This is a genomic window from Anaeromassilibacillus sp. SJQ-1 (genome assembly GCF_046693725.1).
Taxonomy (GTDB): Bacteria; Bacillota; Clostridia; order Oscillospirales; family Acutalibacteraceae; genus Anaeromassilibacillus.
This window is the reverse complement of record NZ_JBKEIV010000009.1, coordinates 168,784-182,491: the sequence shown is the minus strand read 5'-3', so window position 1 is coordinate 182,491 and position 13,708 is coordinate 168,784. Positions and strand designations below refer to the sequence as shown.

At 50.2% G+C, this 13,708-nt stretch carries 10 protein-coding genes and 1 pseudogene; 6 read left to right on the top strand and 5 right to left on the bottom strand.

What is annotated here, in order from left to right; translation table 11 throughout:
- Window positions 1-353: 353 nt before the first annotated feature.
- The gene (locus ACGCCZ_RS02615) at window positions 354-1,874 is read right to left on the bottom strand and encodes a phosphomannomutase/phosphoglucomutase (RefSeq protein ID WP_085534063.1); all 1,521 of its coding nucleotides are present in this window, start codon (window positions 1,872-1,874) and stop codon (window positions 354-356) included.
- A gap of 437 nt (window positions 1,875-2,311) precedes the next feature.
- On the opposite strand from ACGCCZ_RS02615, the pseudogene ACGCCZ_RS02610 reads away from it, so the two are divergent.
- Window positions 2,312-2,978: pseudogene (locus ACGCCZ_RS02610) on the top strand (ABC transporter ATP-binding protein).
- Here the strand turns inward: ACGCCZ_RS02610 and ACGCCZ_RS02605 are convergent.
- Window positions 2,881-3,582 (bottom strand): GNAT family N-acetyltransferase, encoded by a 702-nt coding sequence (locus tag ACGCCZ_RS02605; RefSeq protein ID WP_054323252.1) that lies wholly within the window; start codon window positions 3,580-3,582, stop codon window positions 2,881-2,883. The pseudogene ACGCCZ_RS02610 and the gene ACGCCZ_RS02605 overlap by 98 nt on opposite strands.
- A gap of 893 nt (window positions 3,583-4,475) precedes the next feature.
- On the opposite strand from ACGCCZ_RS02605, the gene ACGCCZ_RS02600 reads away from it, so the two are divergent.
- Complete coding sequence (locus tag ACGCCZ_RS02600) at window positions 4,476-5,738, top strand: hypothetical protein (protein WP_054323251.1); 1,263 nt, start codon at window positions 4,476-4,478, stop codon at window positions 5,736-5,738.
- Window positions 5,739-6,373: 635 nt separating this feature from the next.
- Here ACGCCZ_RS02600 and ACGCCZ_RS02595 read toward each other — a convergent pair.
- Genes ACGCCZ_RS02595 through dusB form a run of 3 tightly spaced genes read right to left on the bottom strand, consistent with a single transcriptional unit; the run spans window position 6,374 to window position 9,173 of the window.
- Entirely contained in the window at window positions 6,374-7,240 is an 867-nt protein-coding gene (locus tag ACGCCZ_RS02595; RefSeq protein WP_085534059.1) for a hypothetical protein, read from the bottom strand.
- A gap of 11 nt (window positions 7,241-7,251) precedes the next feature.
- On the bottom strand, window positions 7,252-8,187 hold the full coding sequence (locus tag ACGCCZ_RS02590; protein WP_411655208.1) for a ComEC/Rec2 family competence protein: 936 nt from the start codon (window positions 8,185-8,187) through the stop codon (window positions 7,252-7,254).
- A complete protein-coding gene (gene dusB, locus ACGCCZ_RS02585) occupies window positions 8,184-9,173 on the bottom strand; it encodes a tRNA dihydrouridine synthase DusB (protein ID WP_054323248.1) in 990 nt (329 codons plus the stop codon). The genes ACGCCZ_RS02590 and dusB overlap by 4 nt, the downstream gene beginning before the upstream one ends.
- A 277-nt stretch (window positions 9,174-9,450) precedes the next feature.
- Between dusB and ACGCCZ_RS02580 the strand changes: the two genes are divergently transcribed.
- From ACGCCZ_RS02580 to ACGCCZ_RS02565, 4 genes are all read left to right on the top strand, one after another.
- A complete protein-coding gene (locus tag ACGCCZ_RS02580) occupies window positions 9,451-9,897 on the top strand; it encodes a MarR family winged helix-turn-helix transcriptional regulator (protein ID WP_411655207.1) in 447 nt (148 codons plus the stop codon).
- Between the two features lie 235 nt (window positions 9,898-10,132).
- Window positions 10,133-12,745 carry a DNA polymerase I gene (polA, locus tag ACGCCZ_RS02575; RefSeq protein ID WP_411655206.1) on the top strand — a complete coding sequence of 871 codons (2,613 nt, stop codon included), beginning with the start codon at window positions 10,133-10,135 and terminating at the stop codon, window positions 12,743-12,745.
- Window positions 12,746-12,820: 75 nt separating this feature from the next.
- Window positions 12,821-13,042, top strand: coding sequence for a putative RNA methyltransferase (locus ACGCCZ_RS02570; RefSeq protein WP_411655205.1), 222 nt, complete (start codon window positions 12,821-12,823; stop codon window positions 13,040-13,042).
- Window positions 12,979-13,281 (top strand): methyltransferase domain-containing protein, encoded by a 303-nt coding sequence (locus ACGCCZ_RS02565; protein ID WP_411655204.1) that lies wholly within the window; start codon window positions 12,979-12,981, stop codon window positions 13,279-13,281. Before ACGCCZ_RS02570 ends, ACGCCZ_RS02565 begins: the two co-directional genes overlap by 64 nt.
- Window positions 13,282-13,708: the final 427 nt, after the last annotated feature.

Below are 13,708 nucleotides of genomic sequence, written 5' to 3'. Positions count from 1 at the left end.
TAAAAACCATATAGAGGCTTCCCCGATAGAATTATGATGGTTTTGCCCAGTTGTACAGAGTTTCCACAGATCCCTTTTTAGATGTGGAAAACTGGACGATGCGGTATGGGTGAATTCGCACCAGGATCGATCAATTGCCTTGGCAACAGGTTGGTTTCCTTACGAGGAAGATCATACTGCAATGTCAGATCATCAATATAGAAGAGGGTGACCCAAACTACAAATTGTTCGATTCATAGGAAAGGGGCATCCTCTTTCTGTTTGGAAAAATATCTGCATTTCTAAAAAAAGAGGGGCTCCTTCCGTCACTTCATGACTTTTGGGCACCCTCTTTGTTTTTATCTGTTTGACGCTTAGGCCAAAAATTTGTCCATTGCCTTGCGGTCCAAGCCTTGACATTCCATTAGGAAGTCGTTAAGCTGTTCTGCGATCAGGCGTGTTCCTCCGGCGGTGTCGCTCTCGATGTTCAAAGGCATAATAGGATCGTGGACACTTAGCCGCAACAGGAACCAACCATCCCCACGTCCTTTTCCAAATGAGACGCGGATACCCTCACGGTTGTCGGGGGCCACATTCCAGCTGTGGGTCTTGGCATAGGCGCTCACGCCGGCGATAACAGACTCCCCATAGGAACGGAAATCATCCTTGAGGATCGGGAACCGCAGTTCAGCGGTCTCCACCGGCTCCTTGAGCGATTCCAGCATGGAGTCGAGCGTCTTACCTTCCGCGCGAAGCCGTGCCATCTGAATGATGATTTTTGTCACCAGATAAGCGCCGTCATCCAAAAAATAGTTTTCACGCAGTGCCGCATGACCGGATGTCTCAATCGCCAGCGGACAGTTCACGCCCTCCTGGTTCAGCCGTAACGCTTCATTGATGACATTTTTATAGCCACGCTTAAAGCGATGATGAACGCCGCCCAAGGTCTGTTCAATGTATTCTTTTAGGCCGCTGGAGGTGATGGAATCCGTTACAACGGTTCCGCCGGGATTTCCTTCCAAGGCAATCGCAGAGGCAATCGCTACCAAGCGGTTGCGATTGATTTCCTCCCCACGTGCATCCACGGCTCCACCGCGATCTACGTCTGTGTCGAAGATGACGCCCAAGTCTGCCTTTGCATCCAAAACCGCCTGGCAGATGGATTGCATGGCCTCTTCGTTTTCAGGGTTCGGAATATGGTTTGGAAACATACCATCCGGCTCCAAAAATTGGCTGCCTTCTATGTCTGCACCGAGCGGCGCCAACACATCGCGCGCATAAAATCCGCCAGCGCCATTTCCGGCATCCACTACAATGTGAAATCCCTTGAGTGGGTGTTCATAGTCGGCCGCATGGACGCCTTCTTGAATCATTTCACGCAGACGCTTTGCATAGTCAGCCATATAATGGACCGTCTCCACATGCCCCGTTCCGGAAGGCAACGTCTGCCCTTCCTGTGCAAAAAGTAGAATCTGTTCGATGTCCGAACCGTCAAGACCGCCGTTCCTGGTAAAAAACTTGAGGCCATTGCGGTTGAATGGATGATGGCTGGCAGTGATTTGCACCGACCCATCGCATGCCAGATCGATGGTTGTCATGAACATGGAGGGGGTGGAAGCCAGTCCGCAGTCCAACACCCGCACACCTGCTCCCACCAGGGTGCGCGTCACGGCATCCTGGATGCGCTGCGCGGAGATGCGAGAATCGTGTCCGACAGCAATGGTCAGCGCGGATGGGGCCTTTTTGACTGCGTTGGACAGCCACAGGACATAACCGGCTGCCATCTTTTCGATCACCTCATCGGTCAGGTTGATTTCTTGTCCGGCAACGCCTTCACTGGCCACTCCGCGAATGTCGGTGCCACTCTTAAATTGTTTCCAATAGGTATTCAGCATGGTTCGCTCTCCTTTTATTTTTGTCAAAAATCCCTGGCGCTCGGAAGACTGCCTTTAAAGGGGACTGGGAAACTTTGGAAGGCCTGAAAAGCGGCCTTTTCCCATTGCTTTGCCAGTTCCCTGCGCGCCACAGATTTTGGATTCCGAATTCTGATCCGTCTGTTTCTTCCGTAAGTCCTTTTGAGCCTACGAAATCACACATAGTTTCCATGGGCCATTCCAAAGGAGGCCGATGACTGTACTCTGCAGCAAAGAAAAGATACCATTCCTTTTCCTTTCGGACGGTTTTCCATGGAAAAAGGCGCCGATCCTACCTTTATTATACCGGATTCCGTCAGATTTGTAAAAGCTTTTGCAGTCAGTATCTTTGCGAGATTGCGGGGTATGATATTGCGGGGTGAAATGATGAAACCAATTATGATCGTAACGCAACCTTTATACAAATCTACCGGCAGGGAGAAAATGAAGTTCATGCACTTGACGGTGTTTCGCTCACGGTGGGAAAGGGTGAATTTGTCGCTATCGTCGGACGGTCCGGTTCGGGAAAATCAACGCTTATGAATGTACTGGGGTGTTTGGACACACCTACCTCCGGTGAATATATTCTCGACGGCGAAAATGTCGATGCGCTATCGGAGGACCAGCTGTCCGATATTCGTAACCGAAAGATCGGGTTTATTTTTCAGAGGATTTAATTTGGTCCCAGGATTGACTGCGCTGGAAAATGTGGAATTGCCGCTTTCCTATCGGGGAATTCCGCGGGAGGAACGGCGCGCCTTGGCCGAGGACGCCCTGTGCCGGGTTGGATTGACGGAGCGAATGCGTCACCGTCCCAATCAAATGAGCGGCGGACAACAACAAAGGGTGGCCATTGCGCGCGCAATTGCGGCAAGGCCACCCATCATTTTGGCGGACGAACCCACCGGAAACCTCGATACCAAATCGGGAACGGCGGTGATGAATATTTTACATGGATTGCATGAAGAGGGCAGAACCATCCTGCTGATTACACACGACGAGCGGATTGCGCAGCAGGCGCAGCGGCGTGTGGCCATACAGGACGGCGTGCTGGAAGAAGCCGTTCGTCCAAGATCGTCGGCTTAAAACGGGCGAGAAGATCCTTGTAATGATGCAGATAGAAAAAACAATACTCATACATCTGGCGGATGGCCTGAATCTGTACGGTACGGCTGATGGTGCATAAGCCACGCCGCGGCTTAAAATACAGATACATCGGAAGGGCGCCATTTTCGCATGGAAGCTGAAAATCTGCGTGAAGCCGGTATGCACCCAGATGTTCATAAAACTGGATGCGGCGCTCTTGACGTTTGGCCAAGCTCGGATTCTCTTTACAGACGTGCTCCACAGAGAAAAGAATGCCGTCAAACGGCCCGCAATATTTGTGCCATAGGGCGTTGAACAGCTGATTGCCATATCCGTGGGATTGATGCTGTTTTAAGATGGCGATGTAATCCAACCAAAGAATATTACAGTTCTCAACGGTATAAACCAATGCATAACCGAGCAGTTCGCCATCGGAGTCCCGCTTATACAGCAGGATTTTATATTTATCCCCATGAAGAAGATGAAGCAGGTTTTTATACTTGTACATTTCGTCGGGCGGAAACTGCTGCTCCATATCCGCATAAATCTGCGGCAGATCCTCCACCGTACCGAGCATAATACTGGCCGGTTCTCCTGTACACATGATAAAAATTCTCCCATCACAAAAATTTTGCCCGGATCAATTTCCGGGCATCTGCGCCGAAAACCGAGCAGATACCATCTGCAATTCCTCCAAGGAGGCGTGCTTACGCGCCTTCATTATAGCGCGTTCCAGTAGGGCCCGCAAGCTTTTCCAGCATATTTTTTAGGATTCTTTGCACAAATGGAGTTCTCTATACAGTGGACACCGATTGATCTATACAATTTGTAATTTTATGATGAATTATAAAAAATTGTAAAGGTGATTGTGCGACAGCAGACATGAAACGCCGGAAAAAGAGGACGTCCTTCCAATACGGCGGTCCGCGCATGGTTCGTAGAAGGAGGATCTACAAGTGGTATTTTCCGTTCGGAAATGGGTTTTGACAGTTACCATCATGCTTAAAACGGATCGCTTGCTTATAGAACGAGAGGACAACAAAGCCCGTGGAAAGAAAAGTTGAGAGGGGTATGCTACGATTAGAACCGGCACGCCCCATTGGATACAGCCTACCGGTGCACGACGGAATACTCCGCGGGGGTTCACTGGAGTGGTTTATTATTTCGCCAAGCGTTGCCATTCTCTTACAAAAGAGCATCCAGCTAGAAGCATGCAGTACCGGTTCCTTTCATACATATTCGATAGGGGAGGAAAATGACAAGACCATTCAGTAGCGGACCTTCGATAGGTAAATGGCTTCGATTTATGGTAGGCATCCACAACACGCAGCAGCGACAGAAGGGCTGCTTTTTTGAAACAATGGGAACTTTCTCAGTGGCCGACGATTTACCAGTTGTATTTTTAGGTGTATTTGTGATATGATGTTAAGGAAAATGCGACGATTTCCTTTCAGGGCTCGTACGCCTGATTACAGACAGGAGAGCGAATAAACGAATATGAAACGATCGAAACGCAATGGAATGCTGCGCCGGGCAGCCCTCCTATCCTCCGTGTTGGTCTTTGTGGCCTCTACATTTGCTGTCACAGCCTTTGCGACGGAGATTACGCCGGTTCCCGATCCGGCAGCGCCAGTGGAGTCCACAGTCGATCCGGGGATTCCGGGGGATTCTACGGTCAATCCGATCATTCCGGACGCCGATCCTAATACACAGGTTGATCCAACCATTCCGCCTGCCACGGACCCCAATACGGGGACGTTGGTAGACCCAAATGCACCGGCAGTGTCATCAGACTCAGGTATTTCTCCGCCGTTTGACCCCAGTGCACCGGTGACATCGCCGGGTGAGGAAGTACCGCCGGCAGAAAATCCTTCGGACCCCAACGCGTCGTCCAATCCGGATGGAACGTCTCTTCCAGATGGGACGGAGAGCCAGCCGGAGTCCTCAGAGGTTGAAGTATCCACCCCGGAAGAAGATCCGGAAGAGGAACCATATCAGCCGCCAGCAAGCCAGAAGCCGGCCGTTTCGGTCAACACGGACAATGCGGAAATCAACCAGAATGCTTCTCGAGCAGCAGAAGCAACCAGCGATCCGGATTTACTCTCTTCCCAAGATTGGAGCGAGTTACTTACCAGCGGGGAAGTAAGCCAATCTCCTGACGCAAAACCCTTTGAAAACACTCCCCAGGGAAATGGTGATGGAAACTCTGAAGAAAAACAGGGTTCTTTCTCCTGGATTTTGCCGTTGGGAATTGCCTTGATTGTGCTGGGGTTAGGTGGAATAGCATTCTTTGTCTATGCGCAGTTCTTTGCACCGCGGAGACGGAGCGCTTTTGACGACACCGGAGAGATTGAAGAATTTACAGACATCAGTTCTGATAGCAGCGGTGTCCAGCAGCGTGAGGACTATCTCTTCTCATCGGATGAGGAGCAAGAGGAACTGTCTGAGCAAACAGGGCAGCCAGAAGAATCTCAAGAAGCGCCTGTATCACAGGAAATCGCCGAGGAGGTTGTGACCGAAGAGGAAACGCCTACCACAGCGACGTTGTCAGAAAATGTTCCCGTACAGGAAAAATTTGAGATTGTCCAGCCGGATGTGCGGTTCGTTGAAGATGGTAAGCCGGGTGAAACGTCTTCGGGCAACGGAAAGGATGTAGGGGAGAGCCCTTACGGATTTAAGGTAGAAATCATGAAGGATCAAAAGGATGAGAATGGCAATTTTGATTGGGATTCCTTCTTTGATGATCCAAAAGATGAATGATGGTAGGGGCCGTGGGCTGGAAACAGTTCATGGCCCTTCTTACGTTAGGAAGCTTGTGTTGGGGTATGGAAGCTTTCATGGAATGGCATAAAAAGGCAAACGAAGGCGCATGGCAAATCTGATTGGTTTTGCCATGCGCCTTCGTTTGAAAGATGACTTATCGGTCGTGTTAAAGAACTCTTTGAATCAGAGTTTTTATGTTCGTTTGGGGCACCCTACTGCTTTACAATGGCTATTGATAGCTGCTATCCCTATTAATAAAACCACGAACATATTTGTTTCAAGAGGGTGTGCCCAAACTACGAATCTTTGGATTCATAGGAAAGGAGCATCCTCTTTCTGTTTGGAAAAATATCTGCGTTTCTAAAAAACGAAGGTATCCAAAAGTCATTTCATGCCTTTTGGCACATCCTCATGACTGCTGCCCCTTACGTATATCTTTCATAAGGAAAAATAGAGGGGATTTTATAGCTTCCCACAATAGGTTGCAATCTGTAGGGAACTTTCTTGGATCAAAAGGTTTGTTTTCCTCGGAAGGAGGCAATTTTGTTGTTCCGCCATACAATGACCTTCCTATAGCTCTGCTTTTTACCAATCGCAGGCGCCGGAACAGGCAGAGGAAAAATAACCGCAGATTATTTTTTATAGCTGCGCGCGAATGCCTCCGCAGCGGAATGGTTCTCTGGTTTTACCGGCACGTAAAAGGATTCCCCAGATACACTTGAAAGACAAAGAGCGAGGCTGTTTTCTCCAGAGAATACCAGAGAAACTTGCGAGATTGCGTTGTGGAAGAAGTATCCCACGTCGATTGCATTTTCTGCGATTTTTTCCAATGCAATCCCCTGGCCGGTCAAGGCAGCGAGATATTCCGTTTCTTCGATGCGTTTTAGGCTTTTTTCGTTGCGTTTCTGCTGTTCCGGTGTGATATTCTTATCCCAATAGTATGCTTGAATGGTGTCATCAAAGCGATAGATCAGCTCGACATAACTGCACATCCGGAAGGTTTTTTCCCGTAGGGAAGCGACAATGGACGCAAGGTTTTCATCCCGCGCAGGACTAGGTTGGGTAAATGTATGGTGCAGCAGGATGGAAAAGAGGGGATAAAAGAGCTCTTCGGTGGCCGCATTGAAATGCAACATCAACTTATGCGCTTCTCCGTCGGAGAGATAGCAGATTGTGAGGCGGTTATCCAAAAGACGATGAGAATACAACGCATAGGAAACCGTTTCTGCATCTAAAACGGTGGGAACCACCCCGCCCAATAGTTGCTTTTGCAAATAGAGAATACGGTTTTCCTGCCAAGCGACGACGTATTCCGGCTTTTCAGTTACCCAATGATTGGTTTGACGGACAAAGAGAACTTGTGAAATGGGCATACCCCGCTGCATCCATTCCGCAATGTGTGGACGGTAGGGCGCAGGAAGATCCTCTAAGCGGTCGACGTGGCGCGGCCAAGAATCCCGAGCGCGAGAGGTATCAATCTTAAAGTTTTTTAAAAACATGCTGTGCTCCTTTACTTGACAAGGGACCCAAGGCCGGTTTCGAAGGTGATGTTTGTACCATCGCATACAGCCAGAATTGTGTCCTGCTCGTCGGTGCGGTAAATTTCGACATTGGCTTTTTCGAGCTTATCCAGTGTTTCCCGGTGTGGATGGCCATAGTCATTGTCCACACCACAAGAAATCACCGCATAAGTTGGCTGGACAGCTTGTAAAAAGGCAGAACTGGTGGACGTAGAGCTTCCGTGGTGGCCGCATTTGAGAACATCGCTGCGAAGGGAATAACCGGCTTCAAGCATTTCATCCTCGCTGTCTGCCTCTGCATCGCCGGTGAAAAGAAAACTTTTCTGCCCACAGGTCAACTTTGCCACAATGGAATAGCTGTTTAACTCGGCATAGGAATCAGAATTGGGTGCGAGAAATTCCAGCTTGATGCCATTTTCATCCAGTATGGTCATCCCCCCATGGCCCGGCGTAATGGAAAGCCCCCGATCGTCAATGGCTTCCAGGAGGCGTTCATATGTCCGTGTGGTCGGCGTCTGGCTATCTGCAATCTTTGGCAGATAGATTTCACCTATGGGAAACGCATGGATTACTTCATCCATACCGCCAATGTGATCCTCATGCGGATGGGTAGCGATCAGGGTGTCAATCTGTGTGACACCAAGCTTTTCCAGATAATGGACAAGCGCATCTCCGGTTGCATTTGTGCCTGCGTCGATCAAAATCGTTTGGTCATCCGGCGTACGGATTAGCTCGCAGTCCCCCTGCCCGACATCGATATAATAGATGGACGTAGCTCCGTCCGGAATGACCCCTGTGTCTACCACATCCGAAATCGAATCGTTTAAATGCAGGCGGATTCCACTGATCGAAGCAAAAATCAGAATGGCCGCGACAACCAACCAGGATGATACGCGGCGTGTGGTACGGCTCGGCCGTCTCCTCATTTGGATACCTCCCCATCTACCAGATTGGCTTCAAGAACACATTTCACAAGTTCTTTCAAATCCTCGCGTGTCTCCAGGGTTCCCGCCCGGCGCCGGAATTCTGCCGCGCCGCGCATGCCCTTGAGATACCAGCCGACATGCTTGCGCGCTTCACGCATCGCAGAGGCTTCGCCCTTATATTGGCACATCCGTTCCATATGCTTTACCATGACGGTCAGGCGCTCGAAGAGCCCCGGCCCCGGGATGATACAGCATGAATTGGTCAGATAGGCGTTGATCTGCTGAAAAATCCAGGGATTTCCCAAGGCGCCACGGCCTACCATCACCAGGTCACAGCCCGTTTCTTGCAACATCCGGGCGGCCTCCTGCGCGTTGGTCACATCGCCATTACCCATTACAGGAACCTGTACAGCCTCTTTGACCTGCCGGATAATGTCCCAATCTGCGGATGGTTCATACATCTGATCGCGCGTCCGCCCATGCACAGCAATTGCATCCGCACCCGCGGCTTCGCAGATTTTTGCCACCTCCACAGCATTGACCGAATGGCGGTCCCATCCTTTGCGAATCTTCACCGTTACGGGCGCGGATACCGCCTCTTTGACGGCGGCAACAATCTCGCCACAAAGAGCGGGATTCTTCATCAACGCGCTTCCAGAACCATTTCCAGCGACTTTTGGCACCGGACAACCCATATTGATGTCGATGACATCCGGGTGATACGCCATTGCTTTTTTGGCAGCGAAAGCCAGCACAGCGGGATCATCCCCAAAAAGCTGAATCCCAACCGGGCGCTCTGCGTCGCCCAATTCCATCAGCCGGCTCGTGTGCTTGTCGTTGTATTGTAGTCCCTTGGAACTGACCATCTCGCTTACTACATAGGAGGCGCCAAAGCCTGCACAGACTTCACGGAAAGCCCGATCGGTCACGCCGGCCATGGGGGCCAATACGGCACGGCCCTGTAGATTCACATTACCAATTTTCATCATAGAATACTCCGTGTTTCTTTTGGATTTATCCGTACGTATGCACGGTTTTAGGGCAGAATCTGTACGACAGCGCTGTTACCTATTGTGGAATCGGGTGGCTAAGCATTTGGGCCACTCACAGAAAGAGTCAAGCCACTTCGACGAATACACATGTAGATAGTGGCAAATGACACTTTTTATTATAGCTTAGAAAGGTCGTTTGTCAATAAATAGTTGCTTTTGCCACGGCTTTTCGCTATAATCGAAACACATTTCAAACAGAAAAGGTGATTGTATGCTGCTGCCGGATAAAGATATTGCTGCTATTTTGATGCTCTATCGAAAGATTAATGCCTGGAGGAGCGAACATGCCGCTCCATTGGGGCTGAATTCCTCGCATGTTTCGATCATCATAGAAACCTGTAAAAACAGCGGTATCTCCCAGAACGAGATGGTCAAACGGCTTTCGTATGAAAAAAGTGTAGTTGCCAAGGCGATTGCGAAGCTGATTGCAGCCGGATACATCACCAGGGAACAAAATGCAAAAGATAAACGAGCGTTTAACCTCTTCCCTACAAAAAAAGCTTGGGATGTTTATCCAACGCTGATTCAACAGGGGGATCTGTGTATGGAGCTGCTTACAGACGGATTGACGATGGAGGAAAGAGCCGAATTGAGCCTCCTTTTGGAAAAAATGGTTCAAAATACGTTGACCAAATTCCCTTTGTCAAAGAGTAAATAAGGAGGATTGTCAAAGGGTGTTCCTGCCTGCTGCATGCATTCCGAATACATTTCCGGTTGGCAGATCGGCCGCAGGATTGTTGGCCTTTCTCTTGCTCAGGGGCTCAACAGAGCAGATTCTACCGCAAGATTGTGCGCAATCGCGCAAGAATTGGATAGAAGTTATTATAACACTTAAATTCCCATGCGAAAAGTGATATAATAAAACAATTGACTGATTAGACGGGAGAGAAATCATGAAACTGCTTGTATTGGACGGCAACAGTATCCTGAACCGTGCTTTTTATGGAATTCGACTGTTAAGCACGAAGGACGGCCTGTATACCAATGGCATTTATGGCTTTATGACTATGCTGCAAAAGTTAAAGAATGAAACCGAGCCGGATGCCGTGGCGATTGCCTTTGATATGCGCGCCCCGACATTCCGGCACAAAGAATATGCCGGCTACAAGGCACAGCGCAAGGGAATGCCGGAGGAATTGGCGCAACAGCTGCCCAACCTGAAAGAACTGCTGTGTCTGTTGGGGTACAGGCTGGTAGAGTGTGAAGGATTTGAGGCGGACGACATCCTGGGAACACTGGCGGCAAAATGTACGGAGACTGGGGATACCTGTGTGATTGCGACAGGGGACCGCGATAGCCTGCAACTCGTCAACAGACAGGTGACCGTGCGGCTGGCGGCGACGAAGATGGGGCAACCGCAAGTGACCCTCTATGACGAGGCAAAGATTATGGAGGACTACGGAGTAACCCCTCCGCAACTGATCGACATCAAGGCCATTCAGGGGGACAGTTCGGACAATATCCCCGGGGTTGCAGGCATTGGCCCCAAAGGTGCAGGGGAATTGATCCAAAAATATCACGACCTCGATCAAATCTATGCGAATATCGACACGCTGGAAATCAAGGAGGGCATGCGCCAGAAGTTAATTCGGGATAAAGAAAACGCCTATTTGAGCCGCCATTTGGGAACCATCCGCACGGATGCGCCGATCGATACGGAACTATCGGATTATATCCCAACGGAGGGCGACCGGGAAGCTGCAGCGCGCCTATTGGTAAAACTGGAGATGTTCTCTTTGATCGAAAAGTTGGGATTGAACCTTCCGGCGGTCACACAGGAAGAACATGTGGAGAAACCCGTTCATGAACTCATAGTGGGAGCGCCTGACACCCTTTTGGACGAACTCCGTGCATCGGGGCGCGCAGATTGTCTCGTCTGGTATGAGAATGGCGCGGTATATCGTGTATATCTCTGTTGTGGGATGCGGGTATATGAGCTTGAGGGAACGGATTTTCTGCGCAAGGTCTGTGCGCTGCCGGCGGTCCGAATCAACACCCATGATATTAAGCCCCTGTATGCAGCATTAGGAGGGGAAGAGATCCCGGGCGGCGCCTTTGACACCATGTTGGCTGCCTATCTCTTGAACCCGTCGGCTTCAGCGTATGACGTGACGCGATTGGCACAGGAATACAACCTACCGTTGGAACTACCGGAACAGGAACCCCTCAAACGCGGGGATGTAGAGGGAAAGCGCCGGCAGACCGAAGCGCTGTTCCGCGCACAGGCGACGGTATTCCCCGAATTAGTGGACAAACTGGCAGAACAGATCGCCCGGAATCATCAGACAGAGCTGTTGGAGACCATTGAGCTGCCGTTGGCTCGGGTTCTGGCCCATATGGAATCGATTGGTTTTTTGGTGGATGCAAAGGGCATCGAGGCGTTTGGGGAGACGCTTCAAACCGAGATTGACCGCATTCAAGGGGAAATCTATCAATCGGTGGGTTATGCGTTTAATATCAATAGCCCGAGACAGCTGGGCGATGCTCTGTTTGAGAAGCTTGGTCTTCCCCACGGAAAAAAGACGAAGACGGGGTATTCCACAAAAGCGGAGATTTTGGAAAATCTGCGCTATGAGCATCCCGCGGTTGAGATGATTTTAAACTACCGTAGCTTGACAAAGCTGAAGTCCACCTACTGTGATGGTCTGTCTAAGGTGATTGCGGGTGATGGAAGAATCCATTCCAACTTTAATCAGACAGAGACGCGCACAGGTCGAATCAGTTCTACCGAGCCCAACTTACAAAACATCCCCGTGCGCACAGAGTTGGGGCGCGAAATGCGCCGGTTCTTTGTAGCAAAAGAGGGATGTGTGCTGGTGGATGCGGACTATTCGCAGATTGAACTGCGTGTGTTGGCACATGTGGCAAATGACTCCAATATGATTCAGGCGTTTCTCAACAACGACGATATTCATCGCATCACCGCAGCGCAGGTGTTTCATATGCCGGAGCAGATGGTTACGCCAATGATGCGAAGCCGTGCAAAGGCGGTCAACTTCGGCATCGTGTATGGCATTGGAGCGTTTTCTTTGGCCAAGAATATTGGCGTCACGCGAAAGGAGGCAGAGCAGTACATTCATGACTACTTAGCACATTACAGCGGCGTAGACGACTATATGAAGCGCATCGTAGAACAAGCCAAAGATCAGGGATACGTTGAGACCATGTTCGGACGTAGGCGTTATTTGCCGGAGCTGGCCTCTTCCAATTTCAATATGCGCGCGTTTGGCGAGCGCGTCGCACGGAATATGCCCATCCAAGGGACCGCAGCGGATATCATTAAGATTGCCATGATTCGTGTGGAGGACCGGCTGAAAAAAGAGGGGATGAAGTCCCGGCTGATCTTGCAGGTACACGACGAATTGATTGTAGAAGCACCCGAAGAGGAGGCGGAGAAGGCGGCTGCGCTCCTGACAGAAGAAATGCGCGGTGCAGCGGAACTGGCGGTTCCGCTGCTTGCAGATGCGGGAACCGGTAAATCCTGGTACGACGCCAAACTGGGATGACTAGGCTGGGCGCTTGGCCGCCCAGCCGGCGCCGAGCCGTCAGAAAAAATCACAAGGCGAGGAGGGTGCAGGAAATTGTTCATCTGTCCTGTATGCGGGGATTTGTTACAGAGAGGGGAAAGGACCTATTCCTGTCCAAAGGGTCACAGTTACGATTTGGCAAAAGAGGGATATGTTTATCTTCTGGCGCCCAATAAAGAAGCATTTGCAAAGACCCTGGGGACAACAAACAGATGGTTTCTGCCCGGCGCGCTTTTCTGGAGACTGGACTGTATCAGCCTTTCAGCGAGGAACTAAACCGGTTGGCTTTGCAGTACACAGAACCTTTCGAATCGCCTGTCGTGCTAGATGCGGGTTGTGGCGAAGGATATTATACGGGACGCCTGGCAGAAGCGCTTGGAGAATACGCGCGGGTATTTGGATTTGATATATCGAAATGTGCGGTACGGGCTGCGGCAAAGAAATACCGGGGATTGCGTTTTGCGGTGGTAGCAGCTTCGGAATTCCTTTTGCAGAAGCAGGCGCTGATTTGGTAGTGAACGTGTTTGCGCCAATCGTTCCAGGGGAATTGGCACGCGTGATAAAACCGGGTGGTCATCTGATTTTAGCGGTCCCGGGGAGAAGCATCTCTATGGCCTCAAGGAAATTCTGTATGAGCATCCGTATGAGAATACATATAAGGATACAGAATATGCGGGATTTGCATTTTTACAGAGGACGGTTGTCACAAAGAAATCACCATCGTGGATTATCAAACGATTCAAAACCTGTTTGCTATGACCCCATACTATTGGAAGACAGGAGCGGAGGAAGCGAACATCTGCGCCAGACGCAGCAGCTGGATACACAGATCGAATTCCACTTCTTAGTTTATCAGCGAAATCCTTGAATCCAGATCGAAGGGAGCGGGTGCGCTTGAACGCTGCAACACATACACGGAATGAAATCCAGTGGGAAGATGTG